The 20,468-nt window shown below is 62.8% G+C and carries 18 protein-coding genes and 1 pseudogene; 9 read left to right on the forward strand and 10 right to left on the reverse strand.

Features of this window, described 5'->3' with window-relative positions:
* Positions 1 to 579: 579 nt before the first annotated feature.
* The gene (locus tag RTQ46_RS15710) at positions 580 to 1,362 is read right to left on the reverse strand and encodes an SDR family oxidoreductase (RefSeq protein WP_312437959.1); all 783 of its coding nucleotides are present in this window, start codon (positions 1,360 to 1,362) and stop codon (positions 580 to 582) included.
* Positions 1,359 to 1,688 (reverse strand): nuclear transport factor 2 family protein, encoded by a 330-nt coding sequence (locus RTQ46_RS15715; RefSeq protein WP_312437961.1) that lies wholly within the window; start codon positions 1,686 to 1,688, stop codon positions 1,359 to 1,361. Before RTQ46_RS15715 ends, RTQ46_RS15710 begins: the two co-directional genes overlap by 4 nt.
* A gap of 110 nt (positions 1,689 to 1,798) precedes the next feature.
* Here RTQ46_RS15715 and RTQ46_RS15720 point away from each other — a divergent pair, with 110 nt between their 5' ends.
* The gene (locus RTQ46_RS15720) at positions 1,799 to 2,728 is read left to right on the forward strand and encodes a LysR family transcriptional regulator (RefSeq protein ID WP_312437963.1); all 930 of its coding nucleotides are present in this window, start codon (positions 1,799 to 1,801) and stop codon (positions 2,726 to 2,728) included.
* A 47-nt stretch (positions 2,729 to 2,775) separates the two neighbouring features.
* Here the strand turns inward: RTQ46_RS15720 and RTQ46_RS15725 are convergent, their stop codons facing one another.
* A complete protein-coding gene (locus RTQ46_RS15725; protein ID WP_312437965.1) occupies positions 2,776 to 3,141 on the reverse strand; it encodes a hypothetical protein in 366 nt (121 codons plus the stop codon).
* A gap of 132 nt (positions 3,142 to 3,273) precedes the next feature.
* Here RTQ46_RS15725 and RTQ46_RS15730 point away from each other — a divergent pair, with 132 nt between their 5' ends.
* On the forward strand, positions 3,274 to 3,645 hold the full coding sequence (locus RTQ46_RS15730; RefSeq protein ID WP_312437966.1) for a hypothetical protein: 372 nt from the start codon (positions 3,274 to 3,276) through the stop codon (positions 3,643 to 3,645).
* Positions 3,646 to 3,752: 107 nt separating this feature from the next.
* Here the strand turns inward: RTQ46_RS15730 and RTQ46_RS15735 are convergent, their stop codons facing one another.
* Complete coding sequence (locus RTQ46_RS15735; protein WP_312437968.1) at positions 3,753 to 5,402, reverse strand: ParB-like protein; 1,650 nt, start codon at positions 5,400 to 5,402, stop codon at positions 3,753 to 3,755.
* Between the two features lie 81 nt (positions 5,403 to 5,483).
* The gene (locus RTQ46_RS15740; RefSeq protein ID WP_312437970.1) at positions 5,484 to 6,704 is read right to left on the reverse strand and encodes a hypothetical protein; all 1,221 of its coding nucleotides are present in this window, start codon (positions 6,702 to 6,704) and stop codon (positions 5,484 to 5,486) included.
* A gap of 209 nt (positions 6,705 to 6,913) precedes the next feature.
* On the opposite strand from RTQ46_RS15740, the gene RTQ46_RS27130 reads away from it, so the two are divergent.
* Positions 6,914 to 7,174, forward strand: a complete 261-nt coding sequence (locus RTQ46_RS27130; protein WP_409518341.1) for a DUF3563 family protein — start codon at positions 6,914 to 6,916, stop codon at positions 7,172 to 7,174.
* 60 nt (positions 7,175 to 7,234) lie between these two features.
* Here the strand turns inward: RTQ46_RS27130 and RTQ46_RS15750 are convergent, their stop codons facing one another.
* Genes RTQ46_RS15750 through RTQ46_RS15760 form a run of 3 tightly spaced genes read right to left on the reverse strand, consistent with a single transcriptional unit; the run spans position 7,235 to position 11,096 of the window.
* Positions 7,235 to 8,599 carry a cytochrome c gene (locus RTQ46_RS15750; RefSeq protein ID WP_312437972.1) on the reverse strand — a complete coding sequence of 455 codons (1,365 nt, stop codon included), beginning with the start codon at positions 8,597 to 8,599 and terminating at the stop codon, positions 7,235 to 7,237.
* Positions 8,600 to 8,609: 10 nt separating this feature from the next.
* Positions 8,610 to 10,388, reverse strand: coding sequence for a GMC family oxidoreductase (locus RTQ46_RS15755; protein WP_312437974.1), 1,779 nt, complete (start codon positions 10,386 to 10,388; stop codon positions 8,610 to 8,612).
* A 9-nt stretch (positions 10,389 to 10,397) separates the two neighbouring features.
* Entirely contained in the window at positions 10,398 to 11,096 is a 699-nt protein-coding gene (locus RTQ46_RS15760; protein ID WP_312437975.1) for a gluconate 2-dehydrogenase subunit 3 family protein, read from the reverse strand.
* 285 nt (positions 11,097 to 11,381) lie between these two features.
* On the opposite strand from RTQ46_RS15760, the pseudogene RTQ46_RS15765 reads away from it, so the two are divergent.
* Positions 11,382 to 11,516 (forward strand): annotated as a pseudogene (locus tag RTQ46_RS15765) (IS1595 family transposase); the annotation flags it as partial.
* Between the two features lie 84 nt (positions 11,517 to 11,600).
* On the opposite strand, the gene RTQ46_RS15770 reads toward RTQ46_RS15765, so the two are convergent.
* Together RTQ46_RS15770 and iolG are read right to left on the reverse strand one after the other, a co-directional pair.
* The gene (locus RTQ46_RS15770; protein WP_312437977.1) at positions 11,601 to 12,623 is read right to left on the reverse strand and encodes a Gfo/Idh/MocA family oxidoreductase; all 1,023 of its coding nucleotides are present in this window, start codon (positions 12,621 to 12,623) and stop codon (positions 11,601 to 11,603) included.
* Positions 12,624 to 12,636: 13 nt separating this feature from the next.
* Entirely contained in the window at positions 12,637 to 13,623 is a 987-nt protein-coding gene (iolG, locus tag RTQ46_RS15775; RefSeq protein ID WP_312437979.1) for an inositol 2-dehydrogenase, read from the reverse strand.
* Positions 13,624 to 13,847: 224 nt separating this feature from the next.
* On the opposite strand from iolG, the gene RTQ46_RS15780 reads away from it, so the two are divergent.
* From RTQ46_RS15780 to iolD, 5 genes are all read left to right on the forward strand, one after another.
* On the forward strand, positions 13,848 to 14,897 hold the full coding sequence (locus tag RTQ46_RS15780) for a sugar ABC transporter substrate-binding protein (protein WP_312437980.1): 1,050 nt from the start codon (positions 13,848 to 13,850) through the stop codon (positions 14,895 to 14,897).
* A gap of 197 nt (positions 14,898 to 15,094) precedes the next feature.
* Positions 15,095 to 16,216 carry an ABC transporter permease gene (locus RTQ46_RS15785; protein WP_409518343.1) on the forward strand — a complete coding sequence of 374 codons (1,122 nt, stop codon included), beginning with the start codon at positions 15,095 to 15,097 and terminating at the stop codon, positions 16,214 to 16,216.
* Positions 16,217 to 16,219: 3 nt separating this feature from the next.
* Positions 16,220 to 17,005 carry an ATP-binding cassette domain-containing protein gene (locus RTQ46_RS15790; RefSeq protein WP_312437984.1) on the forward strand — a complete coding sequence of 262 codons (786 nt, stop codon included), beginning with the start codon at positions 16,220 to 16,222 and terminating at the stop codon, positions 17,003 to 17,005.
* Positions 17,006 to 17,014: 9 nt separating this feature from the next.
* A complete protein-coding gene (iolC, locus tag RTQ46_RS15795) occupies positions 17,015 to 18,961 on the forward strand; it encodes a bifunctional 5-dehydro-2-deoxygluconokinase/5-dehydro-2-deoxyphosphogluconate aldolase (protein ID WP_312437986.1) in 1,947 nt (648 codons plus the stop codon).
* Positions 18,958 to 20,468: 3D-(3,5/4)-trihydroxycyclohexane-1,2-dione acylhydrolase (decyclizing) (iolD, locus tag RTQ46_RS15800; protein ID WP_409518342.1), on the forward strand; the 1,511-nt coding region annotated here is incomplete at its 3' end. The genes iolC and iolD, both read left to right, overlap by 4 nt.

Below are 20,468 nucleotides of genomic sequence, written 5' to 3' on the forward strand. Positions count from 1 at the left end.
AAAGAATGGGAATAGTGGGCCAGCCTGAATTGGCCTGCCCGGACAGGCATGCGAAGGCCGGTTTGAATGTTCCAGCATGTCGTTCAGTCCGGACTCGAGTTTCCTGATTTCCTGATTTCCTGTATGGCAGCGCCTTGTGATGAGCTGCCTGGAAGGCTGTTCAAAGCCTGCATCCGGGTAAGCAGGCGGTCGCGTTCGGCAATCTCATAATGGCATGCGGGATGCCATCGCGGCGTTTGCAGTGCCAGTACGGGAACTGCTCGGACATATTCTGTGGCGCTCCCGTCATGAAGCGATTGTGCTCATACGCAGCCAGTGCGGCGTATGCAACACATGTCCCGCCGTCAAAGCCTCGTCGCAAGCAGCCAACTGATGGGCATGCCGGATTTGCATGTTTTCTTCGCAAGCCTGTCTCCTGCAATTACTACCGATGCTGCGGGCAGCGTGCGGCAGGAGCGGGCTGATCTTGCTTGTAGATGCAGGCGTACGCACAATGCCCGTTGATCTTTCATACTTGACAGTCATCGGGCAAGAGTCACGCAGCCGCCTGGCCTGGAATGACCAGGCCTGTGACTGCGGCTAGACAGTCGGTACGGTGCCGCCATCGATCACATGTTCGCTGCCATGTATCGAAGCTGCCCGAGCCGAAGCCAGGAAGGCGACCAGTTCGGCCACTTCATCCGGCTTGCCCGGCCGGCCGATCGGGATGCCGCCCAGCGACGCCATCAGTTTCTCGCGCGCAGCCATGTCGCTGGTGCCGCCATGCTCGGCGAGGCGCCGTATCATGGCGCTGGCCGCAGTGGTTTCGATAAAGCCGGGCGCCACGGTATTGATGCGGATGCCGCGCGGACCGAATTCATTCGCCAGACCCTTGCTGTAATTGCTCAGGGCCGCCTTGGCAGCGGCGTAGGCCAGGGTGGAATCGAACAGGGGCAGGCTGCGCTGGATCGAGGAGACATGAATGATGACTCCAGCGCCTTTGTCCAGCATGGCCGGCAGCAGGGCCCGGTCCAGGCGCACCGCCGCCAGCAGGTTGCTTTGCAGCGCGTCTTCCCATAACTGATCGGTCAGTGCCAGCGCGCCGCCGCCGGGAGCGGTCGAGCCGCCGACATTGTTGACCAGAATATCGACGCCGCCATGCGACGCCAGGATGGCGCTGGCCAGCGTATCGGTGCCTTCCCGCGTTCCCAGGTCGGCGCGGATGAATGCCACGCCGGCTGGCAGTTCATCGGAAGCTTCCCTGGCGGTGGTGATGACCTGCGCGCCACGTGCCTGCATCAGGCTGGCGATGGCGCGGCCCATGCCCCTGGTGCCGCCGGTGACCAGCACGGTTTTGCCGGTAAAGTCCTGTGCGTGGCTCATTGCGTGATCTCCAGTACGGTGATGTGTCCGGCATCAAGCGTGAAATCAAAGTTCAGCTGCACCGGGCTGCCGGTAAAGTTGCCGCTGACCTCGCCTTTGACGACACAGCCGGCTGGCGTCGTGGTGCTGGCGAGGGGTGTGACTGTTGCCGCGTAGCTGGCGCTGGTGGCGCGTTTCCAGTCAACAATTGCAGGGCGTCCACGGTGGATGTGCTGTTCGTCGCGCACTTCGCCTTCGATGCTGAAGCATTGCGCCACGGCGGCGGCGTCGTGGATATTTTCGGCCTGAAAATATGCCGCAACCACGGCAGGCAGGGTGATGGTCATAGCGTTCTCCTGTGAAGTGAATATTGAATGGCCATCATAGGGATCATCATTTATTCCCGATACACAGGTTTGCGATGTAAGCTATTAACTCACAGTTGATAATCGCCGCCATGAAACCCGTTACGCTTGAGAGTATCCGCATCTTCCTTGCCGTGGCCGAGGCCAGGAGTTTTACCGCTGCCGCCATTCGGCTTGGCGTCACGCCGGCAGCCGCCAGCAAGGCGGTCAAACTGCTTGAAGCGCAGCATGGCGTGATCGTGTTCGTGCGCAACACGCGCAGGGTAGCGCTGACCGAAGCCGGCAGTGTCCTGTACGCCAGCCTGCTGGCGGCCAGCAGCCAGATCGACGATGCCTTCGCTGCGCTGACGCGCTTTCGCGACCGGCCGGCCGGCACCTTGCGGCTGACGGTGCCGCGTGCATTGGGGGCGCTGGTACTGAGGGAGCTGGCGCCGCGCTTCCAGCGCGCGTATCCCGACGTGTCGCTCGATATGTCGCTCGACGATGGCGAGGTCGACCTGCTGGAGCAGGGCTTCGATGCGGGCATACGTCTGGGCCAGTCGGTAGCGCAAGGCATGGTGGCGGTGCGCCTGACGGGCGACCTGGCCTGGTCTGTCGTGGCTTCGCCCGCATATTTTGCGCGCGCCGGCCGGCCGCGGGTTCCTGAAGACCTGGTGCGCCACGAAACCGTGCGCTACCGCTTCCACCGCTCGAAAGCGCTGGCGCCGTGGGCCTTCCTGCGCGATGGCGAGCGCTTCCAGGTGGAAACCGGGCACAAGCTGGTGGTCAACGACACCGGCCTGATTGCCGATTTTTCCCGCTCGGGGCTGGGACTGGCGTATCTGCCCGATATCGAGATCGCGCACGATCTGGCGGACGGAAGGCTGGAGCGCGTGCTCGATGCGTTTATCCCGAAAACGTCGGGATTGTTTCTGTATTTTGCGGCCAGAACGCAAAGCCAGCCCAAGCTGCGCGCGTTTATCGACATGGCTACCGCTGATGGTTTGCTGTCGCGCTCACTGGCCGGCAGTATCGGTGCCTGAGCTGCCTTCGTTTTGAAATGGACTGCGGGAAAACATTGCTTCCCAAATCAGTACGCGCCGAAAATCAATGAATTGTTTATCGCCACGACCTGATCGACTGTCACCTCGGCGGCAATGCTGCCGCTGTAGCCGCCGCTGAAATAGCAATCGATCACCAGCCGTGGATGCCCGGCCAGTGCCAGTTCGATATGCGAGTCGGCGCCGGGATGCAGCTGCAAGGACTTGCCGGTGCCAGGGGCAAGGTCGCCGATGGCGTACGATTTGCCGGTGATATGCACCACCAACGAACGCATCGGCTCGGTGCCAACATTGGTGGCGGTAAAGGTGATGGTGTTGGCGGGAGGCCAAAGGAAGACGGCGGCTCCGGCGACAAGGGCGACAATGATCGCACCCAGCAATAAAAATTTTTTCATGCAGATGATTGCGGCATTTGCCAGGTAATCAGGAAGATTGTCACCATACCATGTGACCGTCGAAAGACCGAAGTAAATTTTCCAAACTGCCAACTATAATTTTTGATTAATGCCATGACAAGGAACTCGGCGATGCTCAGGAAACTGTCCGTTCTCGCAGCACTGCTTGCCACGCTGGTGCTGGCGCTGCTCTTATTTTTATGCAGCGCGCCGGTGGTGGTTCTGCATTACTCAGCCGCCGCGAGCGGGCCGGTGGGTTTTTTCTTTAATGATGACAATACGATTACCAAAGATGCCATTCATCCGGGAACCAGCCGGCAGTTCCGCACTGCCCGCCATCCCCATGCCGGCTATGTCATCGAGGTAAGCTTGCCCATGGCCAGCCGTGACGGCGTGGAGATCAAACCGCCGTTCAGCCGCGCAGATGTGTTTATCGGCGCCGATACCAGAATCGCGCGTACCGTCATCAAAAACGATTTTCTGGCGCGCTTCTGTTTCGATTGAGTATGCTTGCATTCCACATGCAAGCCGACGTAGCTGACACCGCCGAGGTCATCGACAGGCCCAGGAAACCGGGCAGTATCCTTGCTTGCCGTCTCGAAGGACGAGGCTTACTTCGCCAGCGCCTTCTTGTAGGCGATCGAATACGTCAGCTTGCCGGTCGGCGTGACCAGGTCGTCGAGCGCAGGCTGGCTGAACACACCGGTCCAGCCCAGGCTTTGCGCCGTCGCCGTGCCGCTGACGATGTCGGTGGCCTTCAATGCCGCCATCGCTTGCGAGGCGGACTTGATGGCCGCCATGTAGGCGGCGGTGTCGGTGGTGTCGACTTTCGACAGGTCGATCACCGGCTTGTTGCGCAGCCAGTCGGCCCAGTAGAATTCGAGGAATTCGGTGGCCGTCGACGGCACCACATAGCCGGCGTCGCGCGTGAAGTAGACCAGCGCGCGGTAGGGATCGTTGCCCAGGGATTTCAGGCCGATCGAGGCGGGCAGCTGGCTGGTGGCGATGGGTTTGTTGGCGCCGTCCTTCAGCCAGACCTTGTTGGCTTTCTTCATCTGCGCCCAGAAATCATATTCGTTGAGCTTGCTGAAGTTGTCGGTTACCTTGACCCACACCTTGAGCTGGTGATTCTGGCCGTTGTCGGCGTCCCAGAAAGCCGTGAAGGTGTGGTGGCCGTCGGTCAGGAACAGCTTGCCGTTGGGGCCGATGACAACCGTCTTCATGTCGCCCGGCTTGGTGCCGACCGGCGACTTGCACTGGAACGTGGCAGGCGGGTTGATCAGGGTAGCGCCGGCGACATTGGCGGTCTTGGTCACCACGTCATCCTGGCCGTTGGCTTCGCACAGTTCGGCAAATTTCTTCGGCTTGTTGGTCTTGGCCATGATCAGGTCTTCCGCGCCATAGCGGCCCAGCTTGTAATACACCTGGTCGTAGCCGATGGCCGGCTGGGTGGGATGCAGTTCGTCCAGCGACACTTGCAGGAATACGGGTGCGGCATCGGTGCCGGCGGCGGTGGCGATCAGCTGCTGGTCGCGCGCACTCAATGCCGGTGGCGTCTCCAGCACGCTCTTGCCGGTGGCCATCGGCACGCCGCCATTGGTGATTTGCGCGACGATGCTGCCGCTGGCGTTGACAATGTCGGCATCGGCGCCGCTCTGTTTGACCTGTACGTTGTCGAGCAGCACGTCGGCCGGATCCTTGCTGTTCGCGGCCAGGGCGCCATTGATGAAGTCGTAGCTGGCGGCCAGGCCCAGCGTCTGCATCGGCGCGGCCAGGGCCGTGGCCAGCTGGGTCTGCGCGGTTTGCAATCTGGCGGCATCGATCGCGGCAAGGCTGGTGGCCGGCACGCCCGACGGCATGGTGCCCAGCAGTTGCATGGCAATTACGGTGGTCAGCGGCGTCAGGTTCACGGTGCTCTCCTTGTGCGACAGCGAATACAGCGTGGTGCCGCCAGCCGGCGTGACCGACAGCAGGAACGGCGCCTTTGCGCCGGCGGCCAGCGTGATGGCGGCCTTGCCGGCGGCATCCGTGGTGCCGCTGCCGACCTGGTTCTTGCTGGCGTCGAGCACGGTGACCGACGCGCTGGCGATGGCCTTGCCGGTAGCGGCCACCACGTTCATGATGCGTGCCGGCGAGACGGGCGCCGCCGTGTCATGGTGGCCGCTGCCGCCGCAAGCGGCCAGGCCGGTTCCCAGCGCCAGTGCCATGGCGACCGCCAGGGTAGCGCGGCTGAGGGTGAAGCAAGGGGTAGTCGTCTGCATGTCCGTCCCGTGATGTCGGTATAAAAAGTGCCGACATGCTAGCGGACGGATATGTCAGGATGATGACACCGGTTGCCGTGGTCAGGCAAGCAGGGCAGTGGGCGTGCGCGGCGAGGACATCAGTTCGCGGAACGCCGCCCAGTGCTGCGCGCGCGTCGCGCCCTGGCGTTCGACCCATGCCCTGGCCATGTCCTGGCCCAGGTTGTAGTTGATCACATACGCACCCATGGCATCGTAGAACTGCAGGCGCTGCGCGGCTTTTTCCGCCGGATACAGGCGCACATTGACCAGCCACTCCAGCGCTTCGCCGCGCGACAGGCTGCCGTCCAGGTACTGGCGCGCGATATCGTTGTCGGCATACGCGAGCCGGGCCAGCAGGCGATTTACTGCCAGGTAGCGCGGCGCCAGCGCAGGGTCAAGGCCGGCCAGCGGAAACAGCACCTGCTGCTCGAAGGCCAGCCGTTCTTCATCCGTAAAGCTCAGTTCGATGCCGTAATTGGCCGTGCCTTCGGCAATCAGCGATTGCGGCGAGTACAGCGGATAGACGCAGTATTCCATCCAGCCCTTGCCGCGCACCAGGTCGCGTTCGAGCAGCACGTTGTACACATGGTGGCCCGGATAGGCTTCGTGGCAGCCCAGGTCGACGGCGCGGTCGATATAGATCGGCAAGTCCGTATTGATCTGGATCACGCTCTGGTAGTTGCCCTTGTACCAGTTGTAGCCGCTCCACGGCTTGTCGGTGACAAATTCCAGCACGAAATTTTCTTCCGGCGGCAGGTCAATATGCTGCAAGGTGCGCTCGCGGCCGGCTTCGATGGCCGCCTGCATCACGGCCTGCAGGCGCGCAGGCGGAATCACGAACTGCTGGCGGAACTGCTGCAGCCGCGTACTGGCCGGTCCCTCGCCCGGCAGCAAGTGCGCCACCTGCGCCACGATGGCCTCGTACCATGCGCGCGCATGGTGCGGCGAAACGGCGTCGTAGAGCCGCGTGCTTTCCTCGTCGAACGGCAGTTTCATTCCCTCCAGCATCGCCACTTTGGCCTGCATCGCCAGCAATTGGATGCGCAGGTTGGTGGCGCGCAGCCGCGTTTCCTGGTCAGCGCTCACTTCGACGCTGGCCAGCCGGGCCAGCGTGGCCGCGAGTTCATCGCCGATCTGCTGCAATGACGGCTTTGCCGAGGCGGCATCATCTTGCCACTGCGGCGGGCCGTAGTAGGCATCGACATATGAAGCATCATGCTGGCCGATGGCAAGTACCAGCTGGACGTAGCGTTCGGCAATATGGGAGAGCGTACTGGTCATGGGGGCAACATCGAGGAGGCGGAAAAGTTGAGTATAACAGCGCCGGGATGTTGTAAATATGCCGAGGGCGACTGGTCCGATTATATCGGCTGCCCTTTTTATCAGCAGCGTGAATAGCTGGTATCTGAAACTGAAAGTGGATTTATATCTTGAAACGCTTATGATGATATTGCACTGCAACAAACACTGTCTATTTTCAGGAGCATCCCATGTCCCACACCACCTCGCCAGCATTGACCGTTTTTTCTTTCGACAGCCTGACTGGCGCCTTTGACAAGGCGGCCTCGGCGTTGCAAGCACTGATGCTGCGTATGCACAATGCGTTCGCCGACAGCATCGAACAGCGCTTGCGTGACGAGCAGGATGCGGATCTGGCCGAAGCGACCGACCGCTATGACCTGGAGTTCCGCATGCGCAAGCAGGATCGCTCGCACGGCGGCAGCTACTGGAGCAATGGCAACAACCGTTAATTCTTTGACGCCGATTTAAAAACCCCCGTGCCTGGATGCCAGGCACGGGGGTTTTTTGGTTTACTGCTTCATTTCATTGCGCCGTGGCTGCGGCGGCACCGGGTCGGCGCCGCTGCGTCCCGGGGCAAATGACGCTTCCGTCGTGCCCCGGACCGGTACCGAGGTGGGCCGCAGCTTGGCGACCTGGGCGGCGGTGGCCTTGCTGCCGTGATTGCCCCAGCTGGTCTGGATAAAGCTGACCACGTCGGCGATCTGCTGGTCGTTCAGGCTGTTGGCGTAGCCGCCCATCACCAGCGCGGATGGCGCCGTATGGGTGGCCGGCACCATGCCGCCCGACAACACGATATTGATGGCGGAGGTCGGGTCGGCCGTCTGCAGCACGGCATTGCCGGCCAGCGCAGGGAAGGCCTTGTGGTAGCCCTTGCCGTCCGAGCGGTGGCAGCCGGCGCAGTTGTTCAGGTACAGCTGCGCGCCGGTGGTATCGACCTTGCCGGCGAACAGCGCCTTGCCGACCGCGTCATCGCCAACAAACGGCTTGGCGCCGGTATTGGCCGGCGGCAGCGATTTCAGGTACTTCGCAATGCTCGACAGATCGTCCTTGCTCATGTACTGCATCGAGTGCGCGACCACGTCGTTCATGGCGCCGAACGAGGCGCTATGGCTGTTGCGGCCGGTTTTCAGGAACTCGGCAATATCGGCTTCGGTCCAGCGCGCCAGGCCACCGCCGTGCTCGTTGCGCAGCGAGGGAGCGACCCAGCCGTCGATGGCCGCGCCGCCAGCGAGATACGCGCTGCTGTCGAGCTCAGTCAACGCTTTCTCCTGCATGCCCACGCCGCGCGCCGTATGGCAGGCGCCGCAGTGGCCCAGGCCCTGCACCAGGTAGGCGCCGCGCAGCAACTGCTGGTCGCCGCCTGCGGCAGGGGTGTACGGCGCCGGTGTCGGGGCGAACACCCAGCGCCAGACCGTTAGCGGAAAGCGCATCGACAGCGGCCATGGAATGTCCGAGGCGCGGTTCGGCGCGGCAGCGGCCGGCACGCCGCGCATCAGGTAGGCGTACAGCGCGCGCATGTCGGCCTCGCTCAGGCGCGAGTAGGACGGGTAGGGCATGGCCGGGTACACGGTGTAGCCCTGTTTCGTCACGCCGGTGCGCATCAGCTTGTCGAAATCTTCAAAACTCCAGTTGCCGATGCCGTGCTGTTTATCGGGCGTGATATTGGTGGAGTACACCTTGCCGATCGGCGTGGCCATGCCGAGGCCGCCGGCATATGGTTTGCCTTGCGGGGCGGTGTGGCAGGCGATGCAGTCGCCGGCGCGCGCCAGGTATTCGCCCTGCTTGATCTGTTGCGCGTCGGTAGTGGCGGCCAGGCTGGCGCCGGACAGCAGCAGGGCCAGGGCGGCGAGGATGCCTTGTGTGTGTTTTTTCATGGAACTGTCCTTACGCGGCGACCAGTGGCCGCGGGTCTTTCAGATATTGTTCGCGCACGGCCTTGGCGCACCAGTAGGTCAGGGCGGCAGCCAGGCCGGTCGGGTTGTAGCCGATGCCGACCGGGAACACGCTGGAGCCGACCACGAACACGTTCGACACATCCCAGCTTTGCAGGTAGCGGTTGACGACGCTGGTGCGGCGGTCCGTGCCCATGGCGGTGCCGCCGGCCCAGTGGGTGGTCTGGTAGTTGCGCAGGTCCAGGTGGTCGCCGAAGTTCTTCACCGACACGTGGATCGATTTCGGCTTCATGGCTTTCGCCACTTCCGTCATTTTTTCCGTTACGTAGCGGCTCATCTTGATGTCGTTGTCCTTCCAGTCGAAGGTGAAACGCAGCAGCGGCTGGCCGAACACATCGGTATAGGTCGGGTCGAGGTCGACATAGCAGTCGCGGTACACCATGTTGGCGCCGTGTACGTCGAACGAGACGGTGTTGGTGTAGTTGTCCTTGACAGCCTTTTTCCAGCTGGAACCCCACGACGGCGTGCCGTCCGGTACCGGAATGCCGGCGATCGGCTTGACGCCGGCCGGGTTGCACCAGGCGGGCGAGCCGCCGACAAAGCCCAGCGGGCCATGGTCGAAATTGTCGCCGTTGTAATCGTCGACCGCCACGCCATTGCCGCCCGAGCCGATAAAGCCATTGGTGTTCTTGCCCGGCTCGTAGAACATCTGCACGGTCGACATGGTCTGGTAGGCGATGTTGCGTCCGACCACGCCTTCATTTTTCACCGGGTCGTACGGTTTGCCGATGCCCGACACCAGCAGCAGGTGTGCGTTGTTGTAGGCGAAGGTGCTGGCGATGACCAGGTCGGCCGGCTGCTCGACCGTCTTGCCGTCCGCGTTCACATACGTGACGCCGGTGGCTTTCTGCTTGCTGCCGTCGAGATTGATGCGCAGCACATTGCAGTTGGCGCGCAGTTCGAAGTTCGACGCCAGGCGCAGCGCCGGCATGATGTTGACCTGTGGCGAGGCCTTGGAATAGTTGTAGCAGGCAAAACCGGAGCAGAAGCCGCAGAAATTGCACGGTCCCATCTGGCAGTTGTACGGGTTGGTGTACGGTTGCGAGGCGTTCGACGAGGCCGAGACAAACGGATTGAGGCCCACTTCCCTTGCCGCCAGCTGGAACAGGTGCGCCGTGTACGGCACTTTCTGTGGCGGCAGCGCAAAGTTGTCGGAGCGGTCCGCTTCATAGATATTGCCGGGACCGACGATCTTGCCGTTGACCTTGTAGGCCTGGCCCGAAGTGCCAAATACTTTTTCCACGAAGTCGAAATGCGGTTCGAGCTCTTCATAGGTGACGCCGAAATCCTGGATCGTCATGCCTTCCGGGATGAATTTCTTGCCATAGCGCTTTTCGTAATGGCTGCGCAGGTTCAGCTCTTCCGGCAGCACGCGCCAGTGCTGGCCCGACCAGTGCAGGCCGGCGCCGCCCACGCCCGTGCCCGGCTTGAACGCGCCTATCTGGCGATACGGCACGGCAATGCCCTTGACTTCGTGGCGGAAGGTGAACGAGCTTTTCGACATGTCCTGGAAGATCTTGCTGCGCTGGATATAGGTCAGCTCGTCCAGCGTTTTCGGGTACGCGCCGTCCGGATAGGTGTCGCGGTACGGGCCGCGCTCCAGGGCCAGCACGTTCAGGCCCGCCTCCGTCAATTCCTTGGCCATGATGGCGCCGGTCCAGCCGAAGCCGACGATGACGACGTCGACCGGTTTCAATGTAATGTCTGCCATGGTGTGTCCTTATGCGATGGAGGCGGGCGGCAGCGGGTATTTCACGCCGTATTGCTCGACCCAGTCCATGTAGTCGGCGCGCGCGCCCGGGAAATTGATCATGCGCCAGGCGGCCATGTCCTTGTTGCCGCCGTGGGCCGGGTCGCAGAAATAGCCTTCGCGCGTGTTCTGCAGCAGCTGCTTGAAGAACACGGAGGGCGGTACTTCGCCGATGGCCAAGGTGCCTTTTTCCAGCTGCGCAATCAGCGCGTCGCGTTCGGCGGCGGGCAGGTCAGTAAAGGCCTTGCCGGTTTTTTGCTGCACCGCCCGCGCGAAGCCGGGCAGGGCGCTGCGGTACAGTTCGCGCGGCGCCATATGGAACTGGTAGCCGAACTCGTCAGGCGAGGGCACGAACGGCGCCTGCATGAACCACAGCTTGCCGTAGGCATACGGCGTATTCATCTGCAGATCGATAAATTCATGCACGCCGGCCTGCAGCGCGCCGGGGCCTTCGGCATCGGCCGGGATCAGGCGGTCGACCAGCGCGCATAGCGTGGCCCATTCGTCGGCGGTGAAATAAGCGGGCTTGTAAGGCTGGCCCTGACCGTCGCCGGTGGCCAGCACGGTGCCGGCCGTGCCGATGGCGCCGATGGCGGCTGCGACCGGAACGGCCACAGCCGCCTTGCGCAGGAAGTTGCGTCTCTGCGGAGAGATGCCGATGACTTTCATGTGAGCTCCTATGGCGTGGAAAGTGGCTTGGAGGGGGCGGATTTTAACACGTACAGTTCTGAATAGTACATTTATAAACTAAGTAGTCGTGCGTAGAACGGAATGTAACAGTGCCAACATGGTTGCATTACAGCATGCTCGACTGCCGGGGGATATGGCAAAAGGATAGGGAGCGGCGCCGGGGAGGGGCGGGTGGAGCGATATCAGTACAAAGCGATACACACTGCCGATTGCCATGCTCGGCAGTTTGTTGTGTCTTGCCGTAATCGCGGGCGTCGCACCATCCACGTCCAGAACGTGCATGCCCATCACAGCCGCCTGCGCGGATGGCTGAGTGCGTTTCATGGCGTGGCGACGCGCTATCTGCCGAATTACCTGGGATGGCGCTGGATCCTCGACGCCAGGAGAATTATCTCGCCGGCGCTGGCCTGGCGGCGCGAGCCGGCCACCGGCTTGTGCTCCTTGCCTTTGCCGTACGATGGTGGCTCGCTGCTTTTTGCCGTGCTAAAACTCGATGGGCCGGCCCGCGCGCATGGCCTGCGTCATGGCGATCCCCAGCCGCGTTGCCTCGGTGGCGTCGTTCAGGGTCAGCGACAGGGTGCGCCGGCCCAGCGCCGCGTCGGTGAACTCCTGCGCCTCGACCAGGAAAGCGTCGGCAAAACGGGCGTAGAAATCCGGCGTGCATTCGTTGCGCACGCCATGCACGTCGGAAATCTCGACCCGGTTCAAACGCGGATTGCTGCCCACGGCGAGGCGTCCGGCCGTGCCGAACACCTCCGTCAGCGTTTCGTGGCCATGCGCCAGGGTGCGCGAGGCCATGAAGGTGGCCATGCTGCCGTCGGTAAATTCAACCGTGGCCAGGCCGTTGTCGACATCGCCGAATGCCTGCAGGCCCTTGTGGATGGCGTTGGTGCCGCTGGCATACACGCGGGCCGGCACCGGGTTGCCCAGCAGCCAGCGCGCCAGGTCGATATCGTGCACGCTGCAATCGAGAAAGATGCCGCCGCTGGTTGGCGCGAAGCGCATGAAGGCGCCGCTGGGGTCGTTCTGGTCGCAAGTCTGCGAGCGCACCAGATACGGTTTGCCGATGAGGCCCTGCACGATCTTCTGCTGCGCGTCGTGGTAGCTGGCGTCGAAGCGGCGCACGAAGCCGATCATGGTAATCAACTGCGGATGGCGCGCCGCTTCCGCTTCGACTGTCAAGCAGTCCGCCAGGTCCAGCGACAGCGGCTTTTCGCAGAACACATGCTTGCCGGCGCGCAGGGCGGCGATGATCTGCTCCGGGTGCATCGAAGTGGGCGTGACGAGGAACACGGCGTCCAGGCCCGGGTGCGACAGCAGCGCGTCGTAGTCTGCATAGCCGGTGATGATGCCCAGCTCGCGCGCGGCCCAGTCCAGCTCGGCCTGCACGGGGCTGCAGGCAGCGACCACTTCGGCGTTCGGCACGCGCTGCACCAGGTTGATGGCATGGCGCTGGCCCAGGCGGCCCAGGCCGACGATGCCGATTTTCAATGTCGGTGTTGACATGGCTTTCCCATCCTTACAAGGTGACGACGCGCTGCTCGCGCCATGACAGGGTGGCCGCTTCGGCCAGCTCGAGCGCCTTCAGGCCGTCTTCAACCGTGGTGCGCAGCGGCGTGCCATTGCACAGGGCGTCAAAAAAGTGCGCCATTTCCTGCGCGTAGGCGACGCGGTAGCGTTCGAGAAAAAAGTCTTCCGGGCGATCCACGCTGACGTTGGCATCGCCGTATGCCGTCACTTCGGTCGGCTTGTGGTTGCCTGCCTGCAGCATGCCCTTGTTGCCCAGCACTTCGAAGCGCTGGTCGTAGCCGTATGCGGCGCGGCGCGTGGCGTTGATCTGGCACAGGCGCCCCGAGACAGTACGGATGGTGACCACGGCCGTGTCCAGGTCGCCCGCTTCGCCGATGGCCGGATCGACCAGGCAGCTGCCGGTGGCGTGCACGCTGGCGGCAGGGTCGTCGAGGATCCAGCGGAAGATATCGAAGTCGTGGATCAGCATGTCCTTGAAGATGCCGCCCGACACTTTGATATAGCTGACCGGCGGCGGACCCGGATCGCGGCTGGTGACGATCAGCAATTCGGGTGTGCCGATCTCGCCCGCTTCGATGCGTTTTTTCAGCGCATTGAAGGTGGGGTCGTAGCGGCGCTGGAAGCCCAGCATGCACAGCACGCCCGCTTCCTTCACGGCGGCGGCGCAGGCCCGCGCGCGATCGATGGTGAGATCGACCGGCTTTTCGCAGAAGATGGCCTTGCCGGCGGCAGCCGAGCGCAGGATCAGGTCGGCATGGGTGTCGGTGCTCGATGCGATCACGACGGCGCGGATATCGGGGTCGCCCAGCGCGGTCTCGACCGAGGCGCTGGCGCCGCCATGGATGGCGGCCAGCGCCTCGGCCGCTTCCTGGTTGACATCGACCACGTACTTGAAGCGTACGCCCGCCTGGGCAGCCAGATTGGCTGCGTGGATTTTGCCGATGCGGCCGGCGCCAAACAATGCTACCTGGATCATCCTTGTTCTCCTTTTGTGTGTGGATCGTCTCGCAATAATTATAAGAGCGATTGCGAAAAACAGAAACATTTTTCTATTTGAAAAAATCTTGAAATTTTCATTGCGTTACCGTCAAGGCTGGACTAATCTATGCGCAGTGCACCGGATTGCATCTCGCAAGGCTCCCGGTGTCACCCTTCATCAAAGCTGGCAACTATAAAAATTAATCCATCTAGGAGACATTCATGCAAAGCAATAAGAGCAAGGGTTTGTTGAAGTGCCTGGCCATCGCCGTCCTTGGCACCACGCTGGGCCTGGGCGCCGGCGTCAGCCATGCGGCAGGCGAAAAATTCGTGCTGGTCAGCCATGCGCCGGACTCCGATTCGTGGTGGAACACCATCAAGAACGCCATCAAGCAGGCCGGCGAAGATTTCAACGTCACGGTCGACTACCGCAATCCGCCGAATGGCGACCTGGCCGACATGGCGCGCCTGATCGAGCAATCGGCGGCGCGCAACTACGATGGCCTGATCGCCGACATCGCCGACTTCAGCGTGCTGCAAAAACCGCTGGGCACGGTGGTAGCCAAGAAAATCATGCTGGTGACCATCAACTCGGGCACGCTGGCGCAAAGCGAACAGCTCAAAGCCATCATGCATGTGGGCCAGCCCGAATATGACGCGGGCCTGGGCGCCGGCAAGCGTGCCAAGGAAGCGGGCATCAAGTCGTTTGTGTGCGTCAATCACTATGCGATGAACGCGTCCTCGTTCGAACGCTGCCGCGGCTTTGCCGATGCCATCGGCGTCGACTTCAAATCGTCCACGCTGGACACCAACGGCGTCGATCCTGGCGTAATCGAAAGCAAGGTCAGCGCCTATCTGCGCAGCAATCCGAAAACCCAGGCCGTGCTGGCACTGGGACCGGACTCGGCGCCGCCGGCCATGCGCGCGGTGGAAAAGATGGGCCTGAAGGGCAAGATGTATTTCGCCAGCTTCGACCTGTCGGAAGAAATTGCCAAGGGCATCAAGGATGGCAGCATCCAGTTCGCCATCGACCAGCAGCCCTACCTGCAAGGCTATATCCCGGTGGCCGTGATGGCGATCATGAAGCAGCAGAAGATCACCGACCTGGCCAAGGTCAAGGAAATCCTGATCGCCAATCCGAAGTACCAGGCGCGCCTGGCCGAATACGGCCTGACTCCCATCTACGGCCCGCGCCATATCAGCTCCGGCCCCGGCTTCGTGACCAAGGACAACATCGCCAAGGTCGAGAAGTACGCCGGACAATACCGCTAACCCCAGTCTGCCAGCGGCCTGCAGCGTATCGCTCGCAGGCCGGCACCGGGCGCCGCGCCACGCATGTGGGCGGCGCGCGGGAGGCGTACGCCCTGGCGCCAGAGTTTCTGGCAAACAAGTAACTGAAAGGACATCACATGACTGCGCTCCAATCCAGCCTGGCGACGCCCGGCGCGACGCCGCCCGCCACACCCGCCGTGCCTGTGCCGCCGGCCAAGAATGGCCCGCCCGCCGCCGACGAACGCGTCGGCAAGACCAGCCGCGCCAGGCAACTGTTCGGCCGCCCCGAATTCGCTTCCATCTCCGGCGCCGTGCTGGTGTTTGCCTTCTTTATCATTACCGCCGGCGACTCCGGCATGTTCAACCTCGACGGCGTGGTCAACTGGATGCAGGTTGCGTCCTACCTGGGCATTATCGCCATCGGCGCCTGCCTGCTGATGATCGCCGGCGAATTCGACCTGTCGATCGGCTCCATGATCGGCTTTGCCGGCATGATGATCGCCATCCCCACCATCTATTTCCACTGGCCGCTGTGGGCCGCCATCGTGTTCGCGTTTGCCGGTTCGATGGCGCTCGGCTGGCTGAACGGCTATATCGTCATCAAGACGCGGCTGCCGTCGTTCATCGTCACGCTCGCTTTCCTGTTCATCCTGCGCGGCCTGACCCTGGCGCTGTCGATCATGTTTGCCAACCGCACCATCGTCAGCGGCGTGGGCGACCTGGCCGCCAACGACTGGCTGGCCAGCCTGCTGTTCCACGGTAACTTTGCCACCGGCCTGTTCCACTGGCTGGGCGCCAGCGGCTGGATCGCCGTGCTCGACGACGGCTCGCCCCTGGTCAAGGGCATCCCGAAAGTAATCGCCTGGTGGCTGGTGCTGGCCGCCGGCGCCGCGTTCGTGCTGTCGCGCACGCGCTTCGGCAACTGGATGTTTGCCGTCGGCGGCGACGCCAATGCGGCCAAGAATGTTGGCGTACCGGTACGCAAGGTGAAAATCTCGCTGTTCGTCTTCACGGCTTTCTGCGCCTGCCTGTTTGCCACCTTGCAGGTGTGCGACGTCGGTTCGGCCGCCGCCGACCGCGGCATGCAGAAGGAATTCGAAGCGATTATCGCGGCCGTGATCGGCGGCGCCCTGTTGACCGGTGGCTACGGCTCGGTGGTCGGCGCCTGCTTCGGCGCACTGATCTTCGGCGTGGTGCAGATCGGCATTACCTACACCAATATCAATTCGGACTGGTTCCGCGTGTTCCTCGGCGTGATGCTGCTGATCGCGGTGCTGTTCAATAACTTTGTACGCTCACGCGTCACGGAAGCGAGGTAAATCATGAGCGAGCATATTCTTGCGCTGGAAAACGTCAGCAAGCGTTTCGGCTCCGTGCTGGCGCTGCAGAACATCACCATGCGGTTGCGCGAGGGGGAGGTTCATTGCCTGCTGGGCGACAACGGCGCCGGCAAGTCGACCCTGATCAAGACCCTGGCCGGCGTGCACAAGCCGACCGACGGCCAGTACCTGGTCGATGGCCAGCCTGTCGTGTTCAATTCGCCCAGCGAAGCGCTGGACATGGGCGTGGCCACCGTCTACCAGGACCTGGCGCTGGTGCCGCTGCTGTCGGTGGCGCGCAATTTCTTCATGGGCCGCGAGCCGATGAAAAAACTGCTGGGCTTCGTTCCCGTAATGGATATCGATTACGCGGCCGAAACGTCGCGCGCCAAGCTGGCCGAGATGGGCATCATGGTGCGCGACCCGCACCAGGCGATCGGCACCATGTCGGGCGGCGAGAAGCAGTGCCTGGCGATTGCCCGCGCGATCCACTTCGGCGCCCGCGTGCTGATCCTGGACGAGCCGACGGCGGCGCTGGGCGTCAAGCAGTCGTTCAATGTGCTCAAACTGATCTACAAGGCGCGCGAACGGGGCATTTCCGTGATCTTTATTACCCACAATGTGCACCACGCCTATCCGGTCGGCGATTCGTTCACCCTGCTGAACCGGGGCAAGTCGCTGGGCACCTTTACCAAGGACACGGTCACCAAGGAAGCACTGCTGGACATGATGGCGGGCGGCGCGGAAATGCAGACGCTGATGAGCGAACTCGACGGCGTCACGATCTAAGGACAATCAATGAACAACACCACACAATTTGCTTCCGCCCGCGCGCTGGACGTGATCTGCCTGGGCCGCCTGGCGGTGGACCTGTACGCGCAGCAGATCGGCAGCACGCTGGAAGACGCCACCAGCTTTGCCAAATACCTGGGCGGCTCGTCGGCCAATATCGCGTTCGGCACGGCGCGCCTCGGTTTGAAATCGGCCATGCTGTCGAAAGTGGGCGACGACCATATGGGACGCTTCCTGACCGATACCTTGGCCAGGGAAGGCTGCGACGTCAGCCATGTCGGCATCGACCGCGACCGCCTGACGGCGCTGGTGATGCTGGGCATCAAGGATAAGAATACGTTTCCGCTGATTTTCTATCGCGAGAACTGCGCCGATATGGCCATCGAGCCGGCATCGGTCGATCAGGCGTTTATCGCCAGCAGCAAGGCGCTGCTGATTACCGGCACGCATTTTTCCACCGCCGCCATGCATGCGCTCAGCTCCCAGGCCCTGGGCCTGGCCCGCGCCAATAATGTGCGCACCGTGCTCGATATCGACTACCGGCCGGTGCTGTGGGGCCTGTCGGGCAAGGCCGATGGCGAGACGCGTTTTGTGTCGAACGACGGCGTGACAAAGCACTTGCAGGGCATCCTGCCTCATTTTGATTTGATCGTCGGCACGGAAGAGGAGTTCATGATTGCCGGTGGCGGCGCCGACATCATGGCGTCCCTGCAGGCGGTGCGCGCCGTCAGTTCGGCCACGCTGGTGGTCAAGCGCGGGCCGCTGGGTTCGGCCGTGATCGATGGCGCGATTCCTGCAAGCCTGGACGACGCCTATAACTACCAGGGCGTGCGCGTGGAAGTGCTCAATGTGCTGGGCGCCGGCGACGCCTTTTTGTCGGGCTTTTTGAAAGGCTGGCTGCGCGGCGAGGACTACGAAGCCTGCTGCCGCTATGCCAACGGCTGCGGCGCGCTGGTGGTGTCGCGCCACGGCTGCGCGCCGGCCATGCCGTCGCCGGTCGAGCTCGATTATTTCCTCGCCAATTCCGCCAGGCTGACCCAGCCGGACCAGGACGCCACCCTGTCGCGCCTGCATCGCACCACCGTGGCGCGCAAGGAGTGGAGCGAATTGTGCGTGTTTGCGTTCGACCATCGCACGCAGTTTTTCGAATTGTCGCAACAGGCCGGGGTCAGCGAATCGTCCATTTCAAAGCTGAAACAGCTGATGGTGCAGGCCGTGGCGCAGACGCAGGAGTCGCTCAAGCTGTCGGGCAAGACGGGCGTGCTGATCGATGGCCGCTACGGCGTCGATGCATTGAACGACGCGACCGGGCGCGGCTGGTGGATCGGCCGTCCCGTGGAGCTGCCCGGCTCGAATCCGCTGCAGTTCGACTGGGGCCGCTCGATCGGCTCGCATCTGATCAGCTGGCCGAAGGAACATGTGATCAAATGCCTGGTGCAGCTGCACCCGGACGATACGCCGGAAAACCGGCTGGAACAGGAAGCGCAGATCAAGGGCCTGTACGATGCGGCGCAAACAAGCGGTCACGAACTGCTGCTGGAAGTGATCCCGTCCGATGCGTTTGCGAAAGACGACCACACCGTGCTGCGCGCCGTCAAGCGCCTGTATAACCTGGGGATCTATCCGGAATGGTGGAAGCTGGAAAGCCTGAGCGTATCCCAGTGGCAGGCGATCGATGCACTGGTGCACGAGCGCGATCCGTATTGCCGTGGCGTCGTGCTGCTGGGCCTAAACGCCTCGATCGACAAGCTGGCCGCCAGCTTCGAAGAAGCGCGCCACAGCACCACCTGCCGCGGCTTCATGGTCGGGCGCACCATCTTCCAGGAACCGAGCCGCCGCTGGCTCGCCGGCCAGATCGATGACGCCACATTGATATCGCAAGTGCGCGCCAACTTCGAGCAGCTGATTGGCTTGTGGCAGCGCACCCGCAACCATCTGGAGCGTGCAGCATGAGTAACAAAACCATTCGTTTGACCATGGCGCAGGCGCTGGTGCGCTACCTGGCGGCGCTGCGCACGGAAGAGGGCGCTCCCCTGTTCGGCGGCGCGTTTGCCATCTTTGGCCACGGCAATGTGGCGGGGCTGGGCGAAGCACTGTATCAGTACAGGGACAGCTTCCCGACCTATCGCGCCCATAACGAGCAGGCGATGGCGCACGCGGCGATCGCCTACGCCAAGGCGCATATGCGCCGGCGCATGATGGCGGTGACCAGCTCGATCGGCCCCGGCGCCACGAACTTGCTGACCGCCGCCGCGCTGGCCCACGTGAACCGCCTGCCCGTGCTGTTGCTGCCGGGCGATGTGTTTGTCTCGCGTGCGCCGGACCCGGTCTTGCAGCAGCTGGAAGACGGTGGCGACGGCAGCGTCTCGGTCAATGACGCCTTCAAGCCGCTGTCGCGCTATTTCGACCGCATTATCTATCCGGAGCAACTCTTGAGCGCCTTGCCACGCGCCATCGCCGCCTTGACCGACCCGGCCGGCTGCGGCCCGGTCACCCTGGCGCTGCCGCAGGATGTGCAGACCATGGCCTACGACTATCCAGAAGAATTTTTTCAGCCGCGCGTGGTGCGTTTTCGCGCCATACCGCCGGTGGTGGCCGAGCTGGAAGAGGCGGCAGCCGTATTGCGCAACGCAAAACAGCCGCTGATCGTGGCCGGCGGCGGCGTGCTGTATGGCCAGGCCGGCGAAGCGCTGCGCGCGTTTGCCGAACGCCATGGCGTTCCCGTGGCGGAAACCCATGCGGGCAAGAGTTCCTTGCCGTGGGACCATCCACTGCAGCTGGGCGCCATCGGCGTGACCGGTGCGCCGTCGGCCAATGCGCTGGCGAGCCAGGCTGATGTGGTTCTTGCCGTGGGCACGCGCCTGCAGGATTTCACTACCGGCTCGAACGCGCTGTTTGCCAATGCCGAACTGGTCAGCCTGAATGTCAATGCATTCGATGCGCTGAAACGCCGGGGACTGGGCGTGCAGGCGGACGCCGCCCTGGGCCTGCAAGGCTTGTCGCAACTGTTGCAGGACTGGACCAGCAGTGCCGAATGGAACGAACGGGCACGCCGCGAGGCGGCCGGCTGGCGCGAAACCGTCACGGCCATTACCGGCAGGCGGGAAGTGGCCGGCCTGCCCTATGACGGCGAAGTGATCGGCGCCGTGCAGCGCTCGTCAAGCGACTCGGCCAGCCGCGATATCGTGGTCTGCGCGGCGGGCACCCTGCCGGCCGAACTGCACAAGCTGTGGCGCACCAGTACCCCCGGTGGCTACCATATGGAATACGGCTACTCGTGCATGGGCTACGAGATCGCCGGCGGCCTCGGCGTCAAGATGGCGAAACCGGAGTCGGACGTGATCGTGATGGTGGGCGATGGCAGCTATCTGATGATGAACTCGGAAATCGCCACCTCCGTCATGCTGAACAAAAAGCTGATTATCGTGGTGCTCGACAACCGTGGCTATGGCTGCATCAA

The sequence above is a fragment of the Janthinobacterium sp. genome, from assembly GCF_031995485.1.
GTDB lineage: Bacteria > Pseudomonadota > Gammaproteobacteria > Burkholderiales > Burkholderiaceae_D > Janthinobacterium.